Annotated in this window: 15 protein-coding genes and 1 riboswitch; of the genes, 9 read left to right on the plus strand and 6 right to left on the minus strand. The window is 65.4% G+C overall.

Annotated features, from left to right (window positions below; translation table 11 throughout):
- The first annotated feature begins 103 nt into the window (after positions 1 to 103).
- Entirely contained in the window at positions 104 to 6,385 is a 6,282-nt protein-coding gene (locus PI87_RS08045; protein WP_442965460.1) for a putative Ig domain-containing protein, read from the plus strand.
- A gap of 656 nt (positions 6,386 to 7,041) precedes the next feature.
- Here PI87_RS08045 and PI87_RS08050 read toward each other — a convergent pair.
- A complete protein-coding gene (locus tag PI87_RS08050) occupies positions 7,042 to 8,190 on the minus strand; it encodes an NAD(P)H-dependent flavin oxidoreductase (protein WP_039597194.1) in 1,149 nt (382 codons plus the stop codon).
- A 227-nt stretch (positions 8,191 to 8,417) separates the two neighbouring features.
- A riboswitch (TPP riboswitch) is annotated at positions 8,418 to 8,519 on the plus strand.
- Positions 8,520 to 8,612: 93 nt separating this feature from the next.
- Here PI87_RS08050 and thiC point away from each other — a divergent pair.
- From thiC to PI87_RS08080, 6 genes are all read left to right on the plus strand, one after another.
- Positions 8,613 to 10,508 (plus strand): phosphomethylpyrimidine synthase ThiC, encoded by a 1,896-nt coding sequence (gene thiC, locus PI87_RS08055; protein ID WP_039597195.1) that lies wholly within the window; start codon positions 8,613 to 8,615, stop codon positions 10,506 to 10,508.
- Between the two features lie 13 nt (positions 10,509 to 10,521).
- Positions 10,522 to 11,673: an FAD-dependent oxidoreductase gene (locus tag PI87_RS08060; RefSeq protein WP_039597196.1), complete on the plus strand. Its 1,152-nt coding sequence runs from the start codon at positions 10,522 to 10,524 to the stop codon at positions 11,671 to 11,673.
- The gene (gene thiS, locus PI87_RS08065) at positions 11,670 to 11,885 is read left to right on the plus strand and encodes a sulfur carrier protein ThiS (protein ID WP_039597197.1); all 216 of its coding nucleotides are present in this window, start codon (positions 11,670 to 11,672) and stop codon (positions 11,883 to 11,885) included. Before PI87_RS08060 ends, thiS begins: the two co-directional genes overlap by 4 nt.
- A gap of 9 nt (positions 11,886 to 11,894) precedes the next feature.
- A complete protein-coding gene (locus PI87_RS08070) occupies positions 11,895 to 12,731 on the plus strand; it encodes a thiazole synthase (RefSeq protein WP_039597198.1) in 837 nt (278 codons plus the stop codon).
- Positions 12,728 to 13,882 carry a thiamine phosphate synthase gene (locus PI87_RS08075; RefSeq protein ID WP_039597199.1) on the plus strand — a complete coding sequence of 385 codons (1,155 nt, stop codon included), beginning with the start codon at positions 12,728 to 12,730 and terminating at the stop codon, positions 13,880 to 13,882. The genes PI87_RS08070 and PI87_RS08075 overlap by 4 nt, the downstream gene beginning before the upstream one ends.
- Positions 13,883 to 14,020: 138 nt before the next feature.
- Positions 14,021 to 14,500: a VOC family protein gene (locus PI87_RS08080; RefSeq protein WP_039597200.1), complete on the plus strand. Its 480-nt coding sequence runs from the start codon at positions 14,021 to 14,023 to the stop codon at positions 14,498 to 14,500.
- Between the two features lie 67 nt (positions 14,501 to 14,567).
- On the opposite strand, the gene PI87_RS08085 is transcribed toward PI87_RS08080, so the two are convergent.
- The 5 genes from PI87_RS08085 to PI87_RS08105 all read right to left on the minus strand — a co-directional run bounded on the left by PI87_RS08085 (position 14,568) and on the right by PI87_RS08105 (position 19,590).
- A complete protein-coding gene (locus PI87_RS08085) occupies positions 14,568 to 14,924 on the minus strand; it encodes a DUF4369 domain-containing protein (RefSeq protein WP_039597201.1) in 357 nt (118 codons plus the stop codon).
- A 16-nt stretch (positions 14,925 to 14,940) separates the two neighbouring features.
- Positions 14,941 to 15,852 carry a bifunctional hydroxymethylpyrimidine kinase/phosphomethylpyrimidine kinase gene (gene thiD / locus PI87_RS08090; protein WP_039597202.1) on the minus strand — a complete coding sequence of 304 codons (912 nt, stop codon included), beginning with the start codon at positions 15,850 to 15,852 and terminating at the stop codon, positions 14,941 to 14,943.
- A gap of 61 nt (positions 15,853 to 15,913) precedes the next feature.
- Positions 15,914 to 16,627, minus strand: coding sequence for a hypothetical protein (locus PI87_RS08095; protein ID WP_039597203.1), 714 nt, complete (start codon positions 16,625 to 16,627; stop codon positions 15,914 to 15,916).
- Between the two features lie 81 nt (positions 16,628 to 16,708).
- Positions 16,709 to 18,103, minus strand: coding sequence for an alkaline phosphatase (locus tag PI87_RS08100; RefSeq protein ID WP_039597204.1), 1,395 nt, complete (start codon positions 18,101 to 18,103; stop codon positions 16,709 to 16,711).
- A 17-nt stretch (positions 18,104 to 18,120) separates the two neighbouring features.
- Positions 18,121 to 19,590 carry an alkaline phosphatase gene (locus PI87_RS08105; protein WP_039597205.1) on the minus strand — a complete coding sequence of 490 codons (1,470 nt, stop codon included), beginning with the start codon at positions 19,588 to 19,590 and terminating at the stop codon, positions 18,121 to 18,123.
- Between the two features lie 234 nt (positions 19,591 to 19,824).
- Between PI87_RS08105 and PI87_RS08110 the strand changes: the two genes are divergently transcribed.
- Both PI87_RS08110 and PI87_RS08115 read left to right on the plus strand, forming a co-directional pair.
- Complete coding sequence (locus PI87_RS08110; RefSeq protein WP_039597375.1) at positions 19,825 to 20,574, plus strand: AAA family ATPase; 750 nt, start codon at positions 19,825 to 19,827, stop codon at positions 20,572 to 20,574.
- Positions 20,575 to 20,771: 197 nt separating this feature from the next.
- Positions 20,772 to 21,593: a hypothetical protein gene (locus PI87_RS08115; protein ID WP_198139531.1), complete on the plus strand. Its 822-nt coding sequence runs from the start codon at positions 20,772 to 20,774 to the stop codon at positions 21,591 to 21,593.
- The last annotated feature ends 120 nt before the right edge of the window (positions 21,594 to 21,713 follow it).

Consider the following 21,713-nt stretch of genomic DNA (forward strand, 5'->3'; position numbering starts at 1 on the left):
CGAGGGAGAAATGCGCGTGCTGACACAAAACAGCCCGTTGGGCCGGCATGGGGTTGCCGGATGGTCGACGTTGCAGCGTTTGGGGGCGGTGCGGCGTGCGTGGATGCAGCGGTGCCTGCTGGCCATGCTGACGGCGTGGCTGGCGTTGCTATCGCAGGGGGCGGCCGGTTGTTCGGTTGCCTTCCCGGCCAACGTCAACACGCAAACGACCTACCAACTCAGCAATTCGGATCTGAGCAATTGCGATCCGGTTAGTCTCGGTATTGCCTACAACAATCAGGGTCAGTCCAACCCGGCGGCAAGTAACCCCGGGATGATGCAAGCCACATCGGCGGGTGGTCTGATCTCCGTATATGTCGATGTGAATTCGGGCGCTGAGGGCTTCGTTTACTACGCACCTCCCAACTTCAGTGGCAACGATACGGCGCCCTTTTACAACAACGTCGACGGTACCGGCTGGGTACCCAGCACCGTCAATATCTCGGTCACCGGTTCCACGCCCACGGTGACCGGGCTGTCGACTTCAACTGGCACCGCCGCCGGCGGCACGAGCGTCACCATCACCGGGACCAATCTCTTCAGGGGCCCGATGTCGACGGTCTGGTTCGGCTCGACCAGGGCCACCAGTGTCAACATCGTGAGCAGCACGCAGATCAATGCTGTCTCGCCACCTGGCTCCGGCGTGGTCGATGTATCGGTCTCGACATTTAGTGGCACCAGTACCGTGAGCGGTGCCGACAAGTTCACCTACGTCGCTGCGCCTACGGCCGGCGCGACCAGCACCACCGTGGCGCACGGCAGCACCAGCAACGTTGTTCCGCTGAACGTCACCGGCTCGCCGACGAGCGTGGCCGTGGCCGCACAGCCGACCCACGGTACCGCCACTGCCAGCGGTACGACGATCACCTACACGCCCAACGCATCGTATTCAGGGCCGGATTCATTGACGTATACCGCCACGAACGCAGGCGGAACATCGGTGCCGGCCACGGTCTCGATCACGGTATCGGACGCGACAGTCGCGTACACGGCGTCGCCGCCCTCGGGGGGCACGGTGGGCGTGGCCTACAGCCAGTCGCTGGCATCGGCCAGCGGCGGCACGGCGCCTTACACCTATGCGCTGGCGTCGGGCACCTTGCCCGCAGGGCTCGCACTGGCGAGCAACGGTACGCTGTCGGGCACGCCGACGTCGTCCGGTAGTTTCAACTTCTCCATAACGGCCACGGACAGCAGCACCGGCACCGGGCCATTCACAGGCACCAGCGGCAACGTTGCGCTGACCATCGCACAGCCTGTGATCATCGTGTCGCCGGCCACGTTGCCCATGGCGACAGTGGCTTCGGCCTACAGCCAGACGGTATCGGCCAGTGGCGGCACGGCACCCTACACCTATGCCGTCACGGCCGGCAACCTGCCCGCGGGTTTGACGCTCAGTTCAGGTGGTGTGATTTCGGGTACGCCCACGGCTGGGGGCGTGTTCAACTTCGCCGTCACGGCCACCGACCACACTGGCGGCGCGGGGCCGTACATCAGCAACCAGGTGTATTCGCTCACCGTGAATGCGACCACGTTGTCGATCGCGCCGTCGGCAGGCAACCTGAGTGCCACAGCCGGCACGCCGTATAGCCAGAGCTTTACCGGTAGCGGCGGCACCTCGCCATACATCTACAGCTTCAGCATCAATTCCGGTTCGCTGCCGACGGGCCTGTCGTTCAATACGGGTACGGGCACGCTGTCGGGCACGCCCACCACTTCAGGCACGGTCAACTTCACGGTCACTGCCAGGGACAACTCGACGGGCACAGGGCCGTACACGGTGGCCAGCACTTACACACTGACGACCGCTGCGCCCACGATCACCGTGTCGCCCGCGTCGCTCGCGAATGGCACGGTGGGCGTGGCTTACAGTCAGACGGCTTCGGCCGGTGGCGGTACCGCGCCGTACACCTACGCAGTGACCACCGGTGCGCTGCCGGCAGGTCTGAGCCTGAACAGCAGCACGGGCGCGATCACGGGCACGCCCACGGCGGGCGGGGTGTTCAATGTCATCGTCACCGCCACCGATGCCAACGGCTATACCGGCACGCGCAACTATGGCCTGAGCATCGCCGCACCCGCGATCAACGTGAACCCGGTCACGCTGCCGGGCGCGACGACAGGTGCGGCCTACTCGCAGAGCATGTCGACCAGTGGCGGTACGTCGCCGTACGGCTACGTCATCTCAGTCGGCTCGCTGCCGCCCGGCATGACGCTGACTTCCACCGGCACGCTCTCAGGTACGCCTACTGCGGGCGGTACCTTCAACTTCAGCATCACGAGCACCGACAACAGCACCGGCACCGGTGCGCCGTACACCGGCAGCCGTGCCTATGCGCTGACTGTCGCGGCACCGACGCTGACGATGACGCCGGCATCGGGTGCGCTCAATGCCATGGGGGGCACGGCCTTCAGCCGTAGTTTCAGCGTGGCGGGCGGCACGGGGCCGTATACCTATGTCACGGCGATCAGCTCCGGCACGTTGCCGGCCGGCCTTGTGCTGAATGCCGGCACGGCGACGTTGTCGGGCACGCCCACCACGGCCGGCACGGTCAGCTTTACCGTGACGGCGACCGACAGCAGCACCGGCAGCGGCCCCTATGCGGTGACGGGTACCTACACGCTGACCGTATCGGCACCGACCATCTCGATCACACCGGCTATGCTGCCCAACCCGGCCATTGCCACGGCCTACAGCCAGACCGTGACGGCCAGCGGCGGTACCGGGCCGTACAGCTACACCATCATGTCGGGTGCATTGCCGACGGGCCTGTCGTTGAGTTCGGGCGGCGCACTCTCGGGCACGCCCACGGCTGGCGGTACGTTCAATTTCACGATCAAGGCCACCGACGCCAACAGTTTTTCGGGTAGTCAGTCCTATTCGGTTACGGTGGGCGCGCCCACACTGACGCTTACGCCGTCGTCCAGCAGCTTCAGTGCCACGCTCAGCCAGGCTTTCAGCCAGACCTTCGCCGGCAGCGGCGGCACGGCGCCTTACCGCTACAGCATCAGCACCAACGCCGGCACGCTGCCGACCGGCGTCACGTTCAACACGGCCACCGGCACGCTGGCCGGCACGCCCACGACCCCGGGCACGGTCAACTTTACGGTGACTGCCACCGACAGCTCGACGGGCTTGGGGCCGTTCAGCACGTCTGGCACCTACACGCTGACCGCCGTTGCGCCCACCATTTCGGTGTCGCCGGCCACGCTGCCCAACCCGACGATTGCCACGGCCTACAGCCAGACGGCAACGGCAGGCGGCGGCACGGCGCCGTATACCTATGCGGTGACCGCCGGTGCGCTGCCGGCAGGCCTGAACCTGAACAGCAGCACCGGCGCCATCTCCGGCACGCCCACGGCCGGCGGGGCGTTCAACGTCACCGTCACCGCCACCGATGCCAACGGCTACACCGGCACGCGCAACTTCGGTCTGAGCGTCGCTGCCGCCACCGTGACCGTCAGTCCGGGCACGGTGCCCGGCGCGACGGTCGGCACGGCCTACACCCAGAGCATGACCGCCAGCGGCGGCACCGCGCCGTACACGTATGCGGTGACAGCGGGCGCGCTGCCTGTGGGCATGACGGTGTCGTCTGCCGGTGCGCTGTCCGGCACGCCGACTGCGGGCGGCAGCTTCAACTTCACCATCACCAGCACGGACAGCAGCACCGGCACCGGTGCGCCTTACACCGGCGGCCGCGCCTATACGCTGACCGTCGCATCGCCCACGCTGGCGATCACGCCCGCATCGGGCGCCCTCAATGGCGTGGCGGGCACGGCCTATGGCCGCAACTTCAGCGCGAGCGGTGGTATCGGCCCGTACACCTATGCGATGACCGTCAATGCCGGCACGATGCCGACCGGCCTCGTCTGGAACGCCGGCACCGCCACGCTGGCGGGCACACCCACCACGGCCGGGACGGTCAACTTCACGATTACCGCCACGGACAGCAGCACCGGCAGCGGGCCGTATGCGGTGGGTGGTACGTACACGCTTGCCGTGTCGGCGCCCACCATCGCGGTAGCGCCGGCTACGCTGCCCGCCCCGGCGATTGCCACGGCGTACAGCCAGACCGTGAGTGCCAGCAGCGGCACCGCGCCGTACACCTACGCCATCACGGCCGGGGCGCTGCCGACAGGCCTGAGCTTGAGCAGCAGCACTGGCGCCATCACCGGCACGCCCACGGCGGGCGGTACGTTCAACTTCACCGTCACGGCCACCGATGCCAACCGCTTCACGGCCACCCGCGTCTATAGCTTCAGCATCGGCGCGCCCACCGTCTCGGTCAGTCCGGCCGCCGCAGCGGGTGCCACGATCAACACCGCGTACAGCCAGACCTTCAGCGCCGCGGGCGGCACCGCGCCTTATACGTTCGCCGTCTCCACCGGCACGCTGCCGGCGGGCCTGAGCTTGAACGCCAGTACCGGCGTGCTGTCGGGCACGCCCACTGCGCTGGGCACCAGCACCTTCACCGTGCAGGCCAGCGATAGCAGCACCGGTGCTAGCGCGCCGTACAGCGGCACGCGCAGCTACACCATCGTGATGGGCCAGGTGATCGGCACGGCGCCGGCCACCGTCGTCAGCACGCTGTCCAATGCGCCGGTCACGCTGCATCCGACGGCCAATGCAACGGGCGGGCCGTTCTCGTCGGTGGTGATCGTCAGCCCGCCGGCCAGCGGCACGGCCGTGGTCAACGGTTTGGACATCGTCTACACCCCCACGCCGACCACCTCGGGCGCCATCAACTTCACCTACGCGCTGGTCAATACGGCGGGCACGTCCGCGCCGATCGCTGCAACGGTCAACGTCAGCGCGGTGCCAATCGCGGCGGTGCAGAAGCTGATCTCCACATCGTCTGGCCAGGCGGTGAGCGTGGACCTGACCGAAGGCGCCACAGGCGGGCCGTTCACGGGTGCGGCGCTGGTGTCGGTGGTGCCGTCCAACGCGGGCACGGCCAGCATCGTGCAGAAGACGGTGCAGACCCCAGCAGGCGTAAAGACCACAGCGGCGGCCGCGTCGACCTACATGCTGAACTTCACGCCAGCCAGCACCTACAGCGGCCCGGCAGTGCTGACGTACACGCTGTCCAACGCGTACGCCACGTCCACGCCAGCCACCGTGCAGGTGAGCGTGGCGGCGCGCAAGGACCCGTCAGCCGACCCGGATGTGGCAGGCCTCATCAACGCGCAGATCCAGGCCGCGCGGCGCTTTGCCACCACGCAGATCGACAACTACAACCGCCGTCTCGAAGCCCTGCACGGCACCGGACGTGCGCCGTCGGACAACGGCCTGACGGTCGCCATGCCGGGCCAGCGCACCGATATGCGGGCGCGCTGTCAGGACGTCGCCGGCATTGCCGCGTACGACGCCTGTCTGCGCGGTGACGGCCAGGGCCGCTCGTTCGCGCGTGGCAAGCGCAATCCGGATGCGGCTAAGGATGGCGACAAATCCAACGCGGACGCCGGCCCCGACCTGCCGGGTGCCGATGTCGCCGGCTCCCGCGCCGACAGCACCGATACGAATCTGGCGTTCTGGAGCGCCGGTACGCTGGACTTCGGTTTTGCCAACATGGGGGCGCAGCGCTCGGGCTTCCGCTTCACCACGGGCGGCGTGACCGCGGGTGCGGATTACCGCGTGTCGGATCAGCTCTCGGTGGGCGCGGGCTTCGGCTACGGGCGTGACTCCACCGACATCGGCAACGCCGGCACCAAGAGCACGGGCGACAGCTACAGCCTGGCGCTGTACGGCAGCTACCGTCCGCAGCCGTCGGTGTTTGTGGATGGCGTTGCGGGCTTCGGCACGCTCAGCTTCGATTCGCGCCGCTGGGTGACGGACGCCAGCGATTTCGCCACGGGCAGGCGCAACGGCCGCCAGATGTTCGCGTCAGTCTCGGCCGGTTACGAGCATCGTGACCGCACGTGGCTGATCTCGCCGTACGGGCGTCTGTCAGTGTCGCAATCGACGCTGGATCAGTTCAGTGAATCGGGGGCGGGCATCAACGCGCTGACGTACTTCGAGCAGACGGTGACCACCGTGTCGGGCACGCTGGGCCTGCGAGCGGAGTACGCGCAGAAGACCAAGTGGGGCACGTTCCTGCCGTTTGCACGGGTGGAGTATCAGCATGACTTCAATGGCCAGAGCAACGCGGGCCTGGCGTATGCGGATCTGGCGTCGTCCGGCCCTGCGTACTACGTGCCGGGTACGCCGTTTGGGCGTGATCGTGTGCAGATTGGGCTGGGTACGAAGTTCCGTACGGGGCCGCTGACGTTTGGTCTGGACTACAACGTGATGACGGGGATGGGTGGGCTGCAGCAGGGGGTGCGGTTGACCTTCAGTGCACCGTTCTGAGGTGGTACGTGCTTAGCAAAGAGCCAGCCTTCGGGCTGGTTTTTTGTTGGTGGTGCATCCCTCGTATCGTCCCCTGCCGGGGCCGACTCACTTTTCTTTGTCTTGCCAAAGAAAAGTAAGCAAAAGAAAGGCGCGCCCGAGATGGCGACCCCCTCCTTAAATTTTCGTAACCGGGCGGAGACGGGGAAAACTCGCTTCGCTCAGACAGTTCCCCGTCTTTTTTCCGCCCGCTTACAAAAATTCAAGGCGCCATCAAGGGCAGGAAAGTCAAAGGTCAAACCGGCGGGGAACAGGAGTGAGCGCCAAGGCTCAGTTGGATGCGTGATGCGTGATGCGTGATGCGTGATGCGTGATGCGTGATGCGTGATGCGTGATGCGTGATGCGTGATTTGGAGCTTAGGACGGAGTGCCGCCCTGGCAATCGATGGTGTGCTTTGCCCCTGCCCTAGATGGCGCCTTGAATTTCTGTTGCAGGGAGGAAAAAGGAAGGGGAACTGTCTGAGCGCAGCGAGTTTTCCCCTTCCCCTCCCTGCGACATAAATTCAAGGAGTCTTTCGCCATCTCGGGCGCGCCTTTCTTTGCTTACTTTCTTTGGCAAGACAAAGAAAGTGAGTCAGCCCCGGCAGGGGATGAAGCAAGGGATGAACCGCAACGGTTCAACTCACCACAGGTTTTTCCCCGGTCAGCAAGTAATGCATCAGTTCACGCACAGGCCGAATCGCCTGCCCGAACGGCAGCTTGCCCGCGCCACGGAAAAACAGTCCGCGCTCAACATCCCCGCGCAGCGCCTGCGCCAACTTCAAATCAATACAAAACTGCCCAACCTTGCCAATCCCATCCCGCAGCCCGCATGTCTGTAGGCAATCGAACCCCTGCAGGCAATCCCGCACCTTCGCCTTGGCCTGCAAGGCACTCTCGCGAGAGAGGTAGCGTGACAACCAGGGCGTCATCACCGCGCGAGCAGGCAAGCCTGCCACGCTGACGAACTCGGCAATGTCGCCATCCTCCGCGCCCGTCAGCACACGCTTGAAGCGCACGTGCGCATCGCCTTCTTCCGTCACCGCAAACGCAGTACCGAGCTGCACAGCGGCAGCACCCTTATCGAGCCAATGCCGCACCTTCGCATGCGAATCGATCCCACCCGCCAGGATGATCGGAATCTGCTCCGCAGCCAGCCCCAGCTTGACGAACAACTCACGGCATTCGTCCAGCACGCGCGCAAACGAGAAGCGCTCATCGCGCAGGTCTTCAATGCGCGCCGCACCCAGGTGCCCGCCTGCGTGCGATGGGTGTTCGATCACCACCGCATCGGGCAAGCGCGCCTTCTTCATCCACCGCTTGACCACCACCCCCACGCCGCGCGAGTCGGAAAGAATGGGGATGAGCGCCACCTTTGGATGCTCTGCCGTCATCTCCGGCAGATCGAGCGGCAGCCCCGCCCCCATGACGATCGCATCCGCGCCGCTCTCACACGCCTGCCGCACCAGCGCCGCGTGTGATTCCACTGCCTTCATCACATTCACGGCAATCAGCCCGTTGCCCTGCGCACCCTCGCGCGCAGCTCGGATCTCGCGGTCCAATGCAACAAGGTTGGCCGCGTTGATGGCCGCCTTGTCATGCGACTTCTCGGTCGCGGCCACCAGGTCTGCATGGTGATGCCGCAAGTCGATGCTGGCGATGGTGCCGACGCCGCCTTCGCGCGCCACGGCGCCGGCCAGCCGGTGCGCGGAGATACCCACGCCCATCCCGCCCTGCACGATGGGCACGAGGCTGCGCCCCGCGAGTGTGAACCGACGCTCCAGCATGACAACTCCCCGCGGCTTTGCCGCATTGCAATAGAAAATGGGATCGAGCGTCGCATAGGTGAAACGTGGCCGGCTTGCGCCAGATCAAGGCACGCGGTGCCCGTGCGGAGGACGGCACATTTGCAGCGCATTGCATGGGGGTTTGGACTGAAATGACGTGCCGCCCGTCACCTGCCGGGTTTTCCTGCTGGCAACGTCGATCCGGCTGTGCTTAAATGCACCCTCGTTGGATGAAACAGGGGTGCCGTACGGATGGGCCGTGCGGCTGAGAGAGTCCCTTAGCACCCGATCCGGTTCGTACCGGCGTGGGAAGTTTCTTCAGAACACCGAGTCTCCGGCAACCCGATCCTTCGGGCTTCGCCTCTCCTCCCGGTTTCGTCCACAGCCTGCTCCACCAGGCCACAGAATCAAAGGACGAGACCATGCCCCAAGCCAAAAACGCCCCCGCCGCCTCATTCGACTCGCTGCAGTCCGAGCTCGACCAGAAGTTCGCCTATCCGGCATCCAGCAAGACCTACATCGCCGGCAGCCGCCCGGACATCCGCGTGCCGATGCGCACCATCAAGCAAACCGCCACGCGCACCGACAAGGGCGAGATGCTGAACCCGCCGGTGCCGGTGTACGACACCTCGGGCCCGTACTCCGACCCGGACGTGCACATCGACCTGAAGGCCGGTCTGGCCCCGCTGCGCGCCAAGTGGATCGACGAGCGCGGCGATACGGAAATCCTCTCGGGCCTGTCGTCCGAATACGGCCAGAACCGTGCCAATGACCCGGCCACCGCCCACCTGCGTTTTGCGCAGTTGACGAACCCGCGCCGCGCCAAGGCAGGCGCCAACGTGAGCCAGATGCACTACGCGCGCCGCGGCATCATCACGCCGGAAATGGAATACGTCGCGCTGCGTGAATCGCTGAACCTGCAAGCGCTGCAAGACAAGCCCGAGTACCGTCAACTGCTCAAGCAGCATCCGGGTTTCTCATACGGCGCCAACCTGCCGCAGCGTCCGGAAGACATCACGCCGGAATTCGTGCGCGCAGAAATCGCCGCCGGCCGCGCGATCATCCCCGCCAACATCAACCACACCGAGCTGGAGCCGATGGCCATCGGCCGCAACTTCCGCGTGAAGATCAACGGCAACCTCGGCAACTCGGCGGTGACGTCGTCGCTGGCAGAGGAAGTGGAAAAGATGGTGTGGGCGATCCGCTGGGGTGCCGACACGATCATGGACTTGTCCACCGGCAAGCACATCCACGAAACGCGTGAATGGATCCTGCGCAACTCGCCGGTGCCCATCGGCACGGTGCCGATCTACCAAGCGCTGGACAAGACCGGCGGCGTGGCTGAAGACCTGACGTGGGAAATGTTCCGCGACACGCTGATCGAGCAGGCCGAGCAAGGCGTCGACTACTTCACCATCCACGCCGGCGTGCTGCTGCGCTATGTGCCGCTCACGGCTGACCGCATCACGGGCATCGTCTCGCGCGGTGGCTCGATCATGGCCAAGTGGTGCCTGGCGCATCACAAGGAAAACTTCCTGTACACGCACTTCGACGAGATCTGCGAAATCATGAAGGCGTACGACGTATCGTTCAGCCTGGGTGATGGTCTGCGCCCGGGTTGCATTGCCGACTCGAACGACGCCGCGCAATTCGGCGAGCTGCACACGCTGGGCGAACTCACGAAGAAGGCGTGGGAGCACGACGTGCAGGTGATGATCGAAGGCCCGGGCCACGTGCCGCTGCAGCGCGTGCAGGCCAACATGGACGAAGAGCTGAAGCACTGCTTCGAAGCGCCGTTCTACACGCTGGGCCCGCTGGTGACCGACATTGCTCCGGGCTACGACCACATCACCAGCGGCATCGGTGCGGCCAACATCGGCTGGTATGGCACGGCCATGCTCTGCTACGTCACGCCCAAGGAGCACCTGGGCTTGCCGGACAAAGAAGACGTGCGCGAAGGCATCATCACCTACAAGATCGCTGCGCACGCGGCCGACTTGGCAAAGGGCTGGCCGGGCGCGCAGCTGCGTGACAACGCGCTGTCCAAGGCACGCTTCGAGTTCCGCTGGGAAGACCAGTTCAACCTCGGCCTGGACCCGGAAAAGGCCCGCGCCTTCCACGATGAAACGCTGCCGGCCGAAGGCGCCAAGATTGCGCACTTCTGCTCGATGTGCGGTCCGAAGTTCTGCTCGATGAAGATCACGCAGGAAGTGCGTGACTACGCGGCCTCGCTCGACGCCAACACCACCGCTGCAACACAGGGCATGGAAGAGAAGTCGATCGAGTTCCGCAAGACGGGCAGCAAGATCTACAGCTAATCCACCAGGCGACATGCCAACTCCTTTCGACGTAACGATCCTCGGCGGTGGCCTTGCGGGCCGCCTGTGTGCCTGGCAACTCGTGCAAGCGGGCGTGCCGCCGGCGCGCATTGTCGTGGTGGAGCGCGGCGCGCGCGACGGCAGCAGTGCCGCCGCGTTCGTGGCGGCCGCCATGCTGGCACCGCTGGCCGAAGCCGCCGTGGCCGATCGTTTCGTCGTCGACTTGGGGTTGGCAAGCCTGGCGCTGTGGCGCGAGTGGCTGCCCAAGCTGCGCACGCCGGTGTTCTTCCAGGAGGCCGGCACGCTGGTCGTGTGGCATGCGGCGGATCGTGGAGAGGCATCGCTGTTCGCCAACCACGTGCGCGCTGCTGCGCCGGCCGAGCGCGTTGCCGCAGATTTGCGCGCGGTCGACGCGGCTGGCATCGCCGCGTTGGAGCCGCTGCTTGCGCAACGCTTTACGCAGGGGCTGTATCTGGCGGGCGAAGGTCAACTCGACCCGCGCACCTTGCTCGATGCGCTGGCGACTGAACTGGAAGCGCTGGGCGTGCAACTGCGCTGGAACACGGAAGTTGCTGATCCGCGCCCGGAAGCACTCGCGGCCAATGGCCTTGGCGCACGTCTCGTACTCGATTGCCGTGGCCTGGGTGCGAAGCCACAATGGCCACGCTTGCGTGGCCTGCGTGGTGAGGTCGCGCGCATCCACGCGCCCGACGTGTCGCTCACGCGGCCGGTGCGCATGCTGCATCCGCGCTACCCGATATACATCGCGCCCAAGCCGGGCAATGTCTACGTAATCGGCGCCACGGAAATCGAATCCGACGACATGTCGCCGGCCAGCGTGCGTTCCACGCTGGAGTTGCTGTCCGCCGCCTACGCCGTGCACCCCGCCTTTGGCGAGGCGCGCGTGCTGGAGTTGAACACGCAGTGCCGCCCGACCCTGCCCGACCACCGCCCCGCGTTGCGCTGGGATGCGGGTGGAGCAAACCTTGGCACGCTGTCGGTGAATGGCCTGTACCGGCATGGCTACATGATCGCGCCCGCCGTCACCCAAGCTGCGGTGGCGGTTGCACGTGATCTGTTGGATGGCCGTGCCCTCGATGCGAACGACAGCGAATGGCCCGCGCTACTCGCTGCTGCCGCATCGCCTGAACCTGTTTTGTCATGACGCTGAACGTCACCCTCAACGACCTGTCGCTCGCGCTACCTGTTGGTAGCACGCTGGCGGATGCCATCGGCGCGGCCGCGCCGCAACTGCAGATCGCGCCGCCGTTTGCGGCGTCCGTGAATGGCGACTTCGTGCCCAAAACGCGCCATGCGCAGCACGCGCTCAAAGCAGGCGACCGCATTGCACTCGTACAGCCTGTCGTGGGCGGCTAGGAGTTCTTGATGACCACTACGAATCTTTCTGCGCTCGCCGGTCAAGCCGATCCGCTGCGCCTGTACGACGAGACCTTCGCCTCGCGCCTGCTGCTCGGTACGGCACGCTATCCGTCGCCGCAATCGCTGGAAGACGCGGTGCGCGTGTCCAACCCGGCCATGCTGACGGTCGCATTGCGCCGCCAAAGCGCGGGCTCGCCCGAGGGCGGCGCCGGCTTCTGGAAGATGCTGCGCGAACTCGGCGTGCCCGTGTTGCCCAACACCGCCGGCTGCTATTCCGCCGACGAGGCCTACACCCTTGCGCAGATGTCGCGCGAAGTGTTCGAGACCGACTGGATCAAGCTCGAAGTCATCGGCGACGACTACACGCTGCAGCCCGACACGCTCGCACTGCCCGCAGCAGCCGAGCGCCTCATCCGCGATGGCTTCAAGGTGCTGCCGTATTGCACCGAAGACCTCGTGCTGTGCCGTCGTCTGCTTGACGTCGGCTGCCAGGCGCTGATGCCGTGGGCCGCGCCCATCGGCACCGGCCGCGGGCCCACCAACCCGTATGGCCTGCGCCTGCTGCGCGAGCGCCTGCCCAGCGTGCCGCTCATCGTCGATGCGGGCCTGGGTGTGCCGTCGCACGCCACGCAGGTGATGGAGTGGGGTTACGACGCGGTGCTGCTCAACACGGCTGTCGCACAAGCCGGTGATCCGGTCGCGATGGCGCAGGCGTTTGCGATGGCCACGCAGGCCGGTCGCCTCGCGCGCCTGTCGGGGCCGATGCCCGAGCGTGATGTTGCGCAAGCCAGCACGCCGGTCGTGGGCTTGCCGTTCTGGCACGCGGAAGAGAAGAGTGCATGAGCATGTCGCCCCTGCGTTTTTCCGCCGCATGGCCGGAGGCTGCCGCCCTCGCCGCACAGATCATCGATCACCATGCGGAAGCCTTCGGTCGCGCCCCGCACGCCTGGAGCGTGACCGACCGTGCTGATGACGCCACCAGCGCCACCACCGTCCTGCTGACCACCGACGCTGCACAAGCCGACCGTGCCCGCGCGGCTGGCGCCGCTGTCGTGTTGGCTGCAACGGAAGGCGACCAGCGCATCGACACCGTGCACGACCGTCTCGGCACGTACCGCTTCACGTCGGCAGCGCACGGCGATGCGCTCGATGCACGCTTCGTCGCCATCTTTGGCGCGGCACTCGCGCTGGCGTTCGAGCCGCGTGATGCGCTGTGCGTGGCGCGCGCATGGGTCACCGAAGCCAATGCGGATGCGCTGGCCTGGCCTACTCGTTTCAACGCCCTGCCCCGCGTGCTTGAACCGGCGTTGCCGTGCCCGACCGCAGCGGACCTCGCCTTTGCACCGTGCCCGACGCAACTCGGCATCTACGCCGTGGTGCCGGATGCAGAATGGGTGGCCCGCCTCGTCGCGCTCAAGGTGCCGACCGTGCAGTTGCGCTTCAAGTCAGACGACGCGGCTGCGGTTGCTGAGCAAGTGCGACGCGCAGAGGCCGCTGCACGCGGCAGCGAGACGCGCCTGTTCATCAACGACCACTGGCAAGTCGCGCTCGATGTGCATGCCCAGGTGCCCGACAGCGGCATCTACGGTATCCACCTCGGCCAAGAAGACATTGATGATGCAGACTTGGTGGCCATTCGCGCCGCAGGCCTGCGCCTTGGCATCAGCACGCACGGCGTTGCCGAAATGCTGCGCGTCGCGCCGCTGAACCCGAGCTACCTCGCGCTCGGCGCCGTGTTCGCCACCCCCACCAAGACCATGCCGACCGTGCCGCAGGGCCTGGGCCGCTTGTTCGCCTATGCGGCAGCCATGCGCACGCGCGTGCCGGCGCCGCCGCTGGTCGCTATCGGCGGCATCGATCTGGCAGCGATGCCGCGCGTGCTGGAGTCTGGTGTCGGCTGCGTGGCCGTGGTGCGCGCCATCACGCAGGCCGACGATGTGTCGGCCGCAGTGCAGACCCTGCAAGCGACGTTCGCGGCGCACGTGCGCGCCTGACGACACGCAAGGGTGCGCGTCGCAGTTTGCGTCGCGCAACCCCCATCTGCCTGACCTATCCTGTTCGTGCGCTGTCCCGGTCGCTGGGGGTTTCGATCCTGGGGTGGCGCATCCTCATTCACGCTGCAGGAGACAGACATGGCGGTTAAGCCCATTCCCGAGGGTTACCACAGCGTCACCCCGTACCTGAGCATCAAAGGCGCCGCGCGCGCAATCGACTTCTACAAGCAAGCGTTCGGCGCCATCGAACTCTTTCGCATGGACGGCCCCAACGGCACCATCGCGCACGCTGAAATCCGCATTGGCGATTCGCCCATCATGATGTCGGACGAAGCGCCGACCATGGTTTGTGCCAGCCCCGACACGCTGCAGAGCACATCCGTTGGCCTGATGATCTACGTGCCCAACGTCGATACCGTGTTCGCCAACGCGCTCAAGGCCGGCGGCACGGAAGTCCGCCCGGTGGTGGACCAGTTCTATGGTGACCGCTCCGGCACGCTCAAAGATCCGTTCGGCCATGTGTGGACGGTGTCCACGCATGTGGAAGACGTGGCGCCCGACGAGATGGCCAAGCGCATGGAGAAGTGGACGAAGGAGCAGGCCGGCGCATCGGCGTGATGCTTGTGAGCAGAAACGAAAAAGCGCGGACGTTGATCCGCGCTTTTTCTTGGTGGGTGAGGGATGCCTAACGCGGCTGACAGGTGACGAGGACGTTGGTCACATCATTGGTGGCCGTGCCGTTGCCGTTGGCCACCACGCAGTTGGCCGACGCCGGCTGCGAGCTGATTGTCACCAGATAGCTGCCGTTGAACGGCACCAACCCTCCAAAGACAAACGCGCCGTTGCTGGCAATCGTTAGCGAGTCCCGGCCGTTGTTGAGCAGTGCGATCGACTGACCGGCCGGCAGCCCGCTGAGTGTGCCGCCAATCGAGAAGCTGTTGCCGAAGTCGCCAAAGCTGACAGTGCCATTGCATGCGCTCAGCAACCCGCAGAGTGCGGTTACGGGAAGAATGCGGACCAGCTTGATCGGCAGGTGCTTCATGGCGGCTCCTTGGGCGTCAGTCTTCGTCGATATCCACTTCGAGTGCACGCGGTGCCGCCAGCGGGCGCGGCGCAAAGCCGTGGTTGAGCGGGCCGGAACCGCGCCCCAGCGCGAGGTGGCGCCCCGCACCGATGGCGTGCAGCAGGTAGTCGAGCGCCGCCTCGATGGCGGCTTCCAGCGTGTCGCCGCGTGCGAGCTGCGCGGCAATGGCGGCGGACAGCGTGCAGCCTGTGCCGTGCGTATGCGGCGTGTCGATGTAGGTGTGCGCGTAGACGCGCTCGGTGCCGTCGGCGGTGACGAGCACGTCTTGCAGCACGCCGTCTTCACCCGCGGTGGCCACGTCCGCCAGGTGCCCGCCCTTGAGCAGCACGGCGCGCGGGCCCAGGGCCAGCAGATCGCGTGCGGCGGGCAGCATGTCGTCCGCCGTGCGGATTTCGCGGCCGAGCAGCGCGCTGGCCTCCGGCAGGTTGGGCGTGACCACCAGGGCGCGCGGGAACAGCCATTTCGCCATGGCCTGCACGGTGGCATCGCTGCCGAGCTGCGCGCCGCTGGTGCTGACCATCACCGGGTCGACGACGAGGTTGGCGATCGGGTGGCGGTCCAGCGCCGAGAGGATGGCTTCCACCACCTGCGGCGTACCCAGCATGCCGGTCTTGGCGGCGTCCACGCCGATGTCGCTTGCTACGGCATCGATCTGTGCGGCCACGATGTCCGGCGTGAGGGATTCCACCGCCGTCACGCCCAGCGTGTTCTGCGCGGTGATGGCCGTGATGGCCGACATGCCGTAGCAGCCGAGCGCGGCAAACGTCTTCAGGTCGGCCTGGATGCCCGCCCCGCCGCCACTGTCCGAGCCGGCGATGGTGAGCACGCGCGGCACGTGCGAGGCGGGAGCGGCAAACGCAGCGAGGGTCGGGTCAGTGATCGTCATGGCGGGTGCGAGCGTTGGGGGTTGTTCGCACTATAGCGCCACTGGCGGCTGACCGAATGGGTTAGTCCATCAAGTCTGTGTAGTCGGCGGCCGCATAGCCCTGGGCGCGCGCCCACGGTGCCGAGGCAGGTGCGGGCAACGCCGTCACGCGCGTGAGCTTGCGCTGCGAGCCGCTGGCATTGCGCGATTCCACGCGGCGCGGGTACTGGCCGGCCACATCCCAGTCGACCGTGACGGTGCGCTCGCCTTGGGCCGAGCGATAGGTCTGCACGCCGTTGCGCACGGGCCCCTCGGCACGCATGCCCTTGAGCGCAGCCGGGTCGAGCAGGTGATAGGCCGTGGCCCACGAGCCGTCGAAGCCGATGTTGGAATACTCGGCGGGCTCCACGGCGTAGTTCTTCTGCTGCGACTCGCTGACCACGCGCACGCTCAGCGCGCCCTTGGCGTCGCGTTCGATCCAGCGCGGGGCGGTATCGGTGTCAGCGTGCTTGTGGCCGGCGTGGGCGTTGGTGTGGTCATGCTCGGCGTGGGCCGCTTGTGCCGATTGGGGCGGCAATTCGCGGGCGATCCAGACGCGCTCGCCCTGGCGGTAGACGCGCTCGGCAAAGCGCACGTCGCGCTGAATGCCGTCGGTGCCGAGCGACGAAATCTGGTGTTCGACGCGCAGTGCGGTCAGCGTGTTCGAGGCCGCTGGGCCAGCGGCCTGTGCGGTGGCAGCGAGCGCGCTGAGTGCAGTGAGCGCGAACGAAAACAGAATGCGGGCAGATCGGGTCATACGAATTCGAAATCGGGAAAGCAGAAACGAAAAAAGCGCATGCCGATGGTCTCGGCATGCGCGTCAATGGAAACGCTCGAATCAGAGGCCCATGGCCGTCTTGACCACGCCGAACACTTTCGTGTTGTCCAGCGTGCCCTTCAGCGGTGCGCTGCCCGGACCAGAGGAGAACAGCATCACATCCCCGCCGCCGTGCGTTTCCGAACCGGGCGTGCCGAGCTGCACGCCCACTTCCTGCAAGTAGTCATCGGCCGTGGTGTCGACCCCGGCCACGTTGTCGCGCGTCGCCTTGCGCGGCGTGCCGCCGTTGCCGAACACCAGCGTGGTGTACGGCAGGCCGTCGGCAGCCAGTTGCGGCTGACCCGTCTTGATGTCGTTCGACACACCCAGGATCGGGTTGCCCTTGCGGGGGTAACCGTTGATCGTCATCGTGTGGTCGTGGTCGGCCGTCACGACGATCAGCGTGTTCGACAGGTCCGCCGTGCCCAGCGCGCGCTTGATCGCTTCGTCAAACGCACCGGCATCTTCCAGTGCACGCTTGGCGTTGGTGCCGTGCAGTGCATGGTCGATGCGGCCGCCTTCCACCATCAGGAAGTAGCCCTTGCCGTTCTTCTGCAGCACGCGGATGGCCTTCTCGGTCATGTCTGCCAGGCTGGGCTCGTCCACATTGTTCTTCTTGCGGTCCAGCTCGTAGTTCATGTGGTCGAGGTTGAACAGGCCGAGCAGCTTGTTCGTCGTGGCCGGGTTGACGGCCGTCAGTGCCGTGCCCGTGGTCACGTAGCTGTAACCGGCCGCCGTGAACTGGGCGGTCAGGTCGGTCGTGTCGGTGCGCTTGCTGCCGGCGGTGCCCTGCGGCAGGTAGTGGCGGCGGCCGCCACCCAGCAGCACGTCCACGCCGTCCTTGAGCGCGGTGTTGAACAGCGCGTTGCCCGGCGCGCCTTGCGCGGCAATCTGGTTTTCACCATCACGGTGGCAGATGTGCGAGTACGTCGCCGCGGGCGTGGCGTGCGTCAGGCGCGTGGTCGTCACGGCGCCCACCGATTTGCCGGCCGCCTTGGCCAGCTCCAGCAGCGTGACGGCCGGCGTGCCGTTGCCTGCCGGGCAGGTGGTGTCAGCACCGTTCACGTAGCCCTTGCCGGTGCTGTCGCTGGCCTTGGTGTTCTGCGACATGGAGATGACTTCGTTGTTCATCTTCACGCCGGTCATGTAGGCCGACATCGACGGAGCGCTGTCCGTGGTCTGCGCATCGTTGGAATACGTCTTGATGCGTGCCGTGCGCTTGAGCGATTCCATCGTCAGCTTGCCGCTCTCGCCCACCTTGTAGATGCGCGTGGCGGTGACGGTGGTCGGGCCCATGCCGTCGCCCAGGAAGAAGATCACGTTCTTGGCTTCACCAGCGGCGTGCGCCTGGCATGCGGCACTGGCCGCGAGCGCCAGCAGGCTGGCGCGAATGATGCGGATTGATTGCTTGTTCATGTTCGCCTCTGCCTCTTTTACAGACCCACGGCCTGCTTGATGAGGCCGAAGACCTCGGTGTTGTCCATCGTGCCGGTAAAGCGCTCGGCGCCCAGGCCGCGTGCGCCGATGAAGACATCGGTGCCGCCGTGCGTTTCGCCGCCCGGCGCGACCGGGATGACGGCTTCCTGGTGATACGTCTTGTCGTACACGGCCGCATCCGTCAGCGCGCCGCGCGTGGCTGGGCGGTTTTCACCCGTGCCGAAGCCGATGATGCTGAACGGGTTGCCACCCGTGTCAGTAGCGTTGGCGCCCGTCACGTAGCTCTTGAGCAGGCCCAGCACGCCGGGGTTGCTGTCGCTGGTCGGGCCGGTGCGCTTGGCATAGCCGTTGAGCACCAGCGTGTGGTCGTGGTCAGCCGTCACGACGATCAGCGTGTTCTTCAGGCCTGGGTCGATCGTGTTGAGCTTGTCGATCGCGCCGCGAATGGCCGAGTCGAACGCCACCGTGTCCTGCAGTGCCTTGCGGGCGGTGGTTTCGTGCAGTGCGTGGTCGATGCGGCCGCCTTCCACCATCAGGAAGAAGCCCTTCTTCTTGGCGGCGAGCACGTCGATGGCCTTGTTGGTCATCTCGCCCAGGCTCGGCTCCTTGGCGGCGTCGCGGTCCAGGTCGTAAGACATGTGGCTGCTGGTGAACAGGCCTGCGACCTTCTTGCTGCCGGCGGCCAGCGCGTCGAATTCGGCTCGGGTACCGGCATAGCTGTAGCCGCCGGCCTTCAGTTCGGCGGTCAGGTCACGGCCGTCGGTGCGCACACCGCCGCGGGTCTTGTCCGACAGGAAGTGCTTGCTGCCGCCGCCGAAGATCACGTCCACGCCATCACCCAGCGCGGCGTTGTAGCCCTTGCCGCCCGGCGTGAGCTGCGCGGCGATGGTGTTCTCGCCGTCGCGGTGGCAGATGTGCGCGTACGTGGCGGCCGGCGTGGCGTGCGTGATGCGCGTGGTGGTGACCACGCCCGTGCCATAGCCTGCGGCCTTCATCAGCTCAAGCAGTGTGGTGACGGGCTTGCCGTTGCCGCTGGACGGGCAGGTGCTGTCGGCGCCCGACAGGTAATCCTTGCCGCCTGCGTCATACGCGCTGGTGTCCGCCGACATGGAGATGACCTCGTTGTTCATCTTCACGCCGGTCATGTAGGCCGACATCGACGGCGCCGAGTCGGTCACCTGTGCGTTGTTGGAGAAGGTGCGCACGAAGCCGGTTTCCGGCAGCGTGTCCATGGTCAGCTCACCGTCTTCGCCCACCTTGTAGATGCGCGCGGCGGTCATGGTGGTCAGGCCCATGCCGTCGCCCAGGAAGAACACGACGTTCTTGGTCGGTCCGTTGGACGGTGTGGTCGGCTTGCCATCGGGCTCGGCCGTGCCGGTGTTGGATGTGCCGTCGCTGCCGCACGCAGCCATGGCCAGTGCAACTGCCGCGGCGGCGGCGTACTTCGTAAGTTTATGGTTGTGCATCGTTGGCTCCCTGAACGATGCCCGGCACTTTGGTGGCCGCGTGTTGCACGTCTGTGATACGGGTACGCCGCTTCCTAACCCGATCGCAAGATTCGAATATGACAGCGCATTGACACCGCCAAGTGACGCGCGCTATGGCCTTGCGCTTGCCTGAGCAAACAGTGGATCGCGGGGCGATGTGCGCACAAGGCTGCGCGGTACGATGCGCGTTATCGCCTGCTACCGCGCATGCCCATGCTCACTCGCCAGTTTGTCAGCCACGTTACGCTGCGGCGCGACACCATCACCACCTTCGATGCGTATCCGTTCAGCCTGCCCGCTGTGCGCGCGCTGGATACGTTGGCGTTGCACCCGAAGATGACCTTTCTGGTGGGCGAGAACGGCTCGGGCAAATCGACCCTGATGGAAGCGATGGCCGTGGCGATGGGGTTCAACGCCGAGGGGGGCTCGCGCAACTTCAACTTCAGCACGCACGCGTCGCACTCCGAGCTACATGCGCACCTGCGCATCGCCAAGGGCTTTCGCAAGCCGCGCACCGAATTCTTCCTGCGCGCCGAGAGCTTCTTCAACGTGGCAACCAACATCCAGCGCATGGATGAAGAGCCCGGCCCAGGCGGGCCCGTGATCGCCTCCTACGGCGGCAAATCACTGCACGCGCAGTCGCATGGCGAATCGTTCATGGCGTTGCTGATGCACCGCTTTGGCGGCAACGGCCTTTACCTGCTCGACGAACCCGAGGCTGCGCTCTCGCCGCAGCGGCAGTTGGCGGTGCTGGCCCGCATCCACCATCTGGTGCAGCAGGAAAGCCAGTTCATCATCGCCACGCACTCGCCCATCCTGATGGCGTATCCCGATGCGTGGATCTATCAGTGTGATGGTGAAGGGATCCGGCGTATTGCCTATGAAGAGACCGAACACTTTTTGGTGACGCGGGATTTTCTGGCGCACCCGCAGCGCATGCTGGCAATGCTCTTGGATGACTGAATCAACGTTATGTCTTTTGCAAGGCATCTCGATTCGGCAGCGGGACGTATTTATTTTGATTTAGTAACGTAGGCCGATTTTTCGTAATTGCCGTGGATAAATTTGTTAAGGTCCCGCCAGCGCAAGTGTCGGCGACCATTGAGCGCACGGAAGGACACTGCCAGAGAGGCTGTTGAGGTTGGCGGCCATCAAACATCGTGATTGAACGCGAAGAGATGAAACTGACAAGAGTGAGAGGGATGTTGGCCAGCCTCATGGCGGCCTTGGGTGTCATGGCTGTCGCAGGATGTGCGACGCAACCGCCAGCGGGCGGGCTTTCGTCGTTGGCGGCCGCAGCGCCAATCGTGGTACCGGAGACGCGTGCTGATTCCGCACGACTTGGCACCCAGTGGGGAGAGGGCATCGAATCCCGCGTGACAACCGTCGATCTTCGGCGTGTGAGCAATGCACCGATGATTCAGCACACGTTGCCGTACTCAGCAGCAAGCGGGAGCGGCAGAGCCGTTCGAGAAATCATGCTTGGCAAAGGAAGAATTGGATTGACCGTTCTTCATGATGGACATGAACCCTGGTCGATTTACCTGGATGGAGAAAACGCCCAACTTCAGGGAAAGAAGGGTGAGCGCTATGTGCTGCAGTATCGCAATTACTCGAAAGAGAGCATCTACGAAATCGTCACGACGGTGGATGGCCTGGACGTGCTGAATGGCAGGGCGGGGAGTGTCAAGAACTCTGGTTATGTCCTCAGGCCGGGCGAAACGCTCCAGGTCGAGGGTTTCCGAAAGAGCCGGGAGGAAGTGGCAGCGTTTCGTTTCTCCGAGGTCGATGACGCCTATGCAGCCAACAGCAAACAGGGGTCGGCCTCGAATGCTGGCGTGATTGGCACCGCCGTGTTTGAACTCTACGATCCCAACAAAAAAGCCAAACAGCCACCGGCGGATAGCCCGAAGGCATTTCCGGGGGATGACAAGTCGGGGGGCGATCGCTATGCAAGTCCGCCTGAGTACAAGAAGGGCTGACCTTTCATGAGCCGCCTTTGCACAGCCAAGGTGGTTAAATCGCGACGCTGGGCATGAGGCCGGTTTGGGCGAGACCCTTGACCGGCCTCGTTTTCGTTTGATCTGTGGCCTCATGCGTCA

It is taken from the genome of Ralstonia sp. A12, assembly GCF_000801955.1.
Classification (GTDB): Bacteria; Pseudomonadota; Gammaproteobacteria; order Burkholderiales; family Burkholderiaceae; genus Ralstonia.

Excerpts from the sequence above, each read along its gene's own strand:
- PI87_RS08045 (WP_442965460.1), top strand. The coding sequence starts at position 104 with ATGCAGCGGTGCCTGCTGGCCATGCTGACGGCGTGGCTGGCGTTGCTA.
- PI87_RS08050 (WP_039597194.1), bottom strand. The coding sequence starts at position 8,190 with ATGCTGGAGCGTCGGTTCACACTCGCGGGGCGCAGCCTCGTGCCCATC.
- thiC (WP_039597195.1), top strand. The coding sequence starts at position 8,613 with ATGCCCCAAGCCAAAAACGCCCCCGCCGCCTCATTCGACTCGCTGCAG.
- PI87_RS08060 (WP_039597196.1), top strand. The coding sequence starts at position 10,522 with ATGCCAACTCCTTTCGACGTAACGATCCTCGGCGGTGGCCTTGCGGGC.
- thiS (WP_039597197.1), top strand. The coding sequence starts at position 11,670 with ATGACGCTGAACGTCACCCTCAACGACCTGTCGCTCGCGCTACCTGTT.
- PI87_RS08070 (WP_039597198.1), top strand. The coding sequence starts at position 11,895 with ATGACCACTACGAATCTTTCTGCGCTCGCCGGTCAAGCCGATCCGCTG.
- PI87_RS08075 (WP_039597199.1), top strand. The coding sequence starts at position 12,728 with ATGAGCATGTCGCCCCTGCGTTTTTCCGCCGCATGGCCGGAGGCTGCC.
- PI87_RS08080 (WP_039597200.1), top strand. The coding sequence starts at position 14,021 with ATGGCGGTTAAGCCCATTCCCGAGGGTTACCACAGCGTCACCCCGTAC.
- PI87_RS08085 (WP_039597201.1), bottom strand. The coding sequence starts at position 14,924 with ATGAAGCACCTGCCGATCAAGCTGGTCCGCATTCTTCCCGTAACCGCA.
- thiD (WP_039597202.1), bottom strand. The coding sequence starts at position 15,852 with ATGACGATCACTGACCCGACCCTCGCTGCGTTTGCCGCTCCCGCCTCG.
- PI87_RS08095 (WP_039597203.1), bottom strand. The coding sequence starts at position 16,627 with ATGACCCGATCTGCCCGCATTCTGTTTTCGTTCGCGCTCACTGCACTC.
- PI87_RS08100 (WP_039597204.1), bottom strand. The coding sequence starts at position 18,103 with ATGAACAAGCAATCAATCCGCATCATTCGCGCCAGCCTGCTGGCGCTC.
- PI87_RS08105 (WP_039597205.1), bottom strand. The coding sequence starts at position 19,590 with ATGCACAACCATAAACTTACGAAGTACGCCGCCGCCGCGGCAGTTGCA.
- PI87_RS08110 (WP_039597375.1), top strand. The coding sequence starts at position 19,825 with ATGCTCACTCGCCAGTTTGTCAGCCACGTTACGCTGCGGCGCGACACC.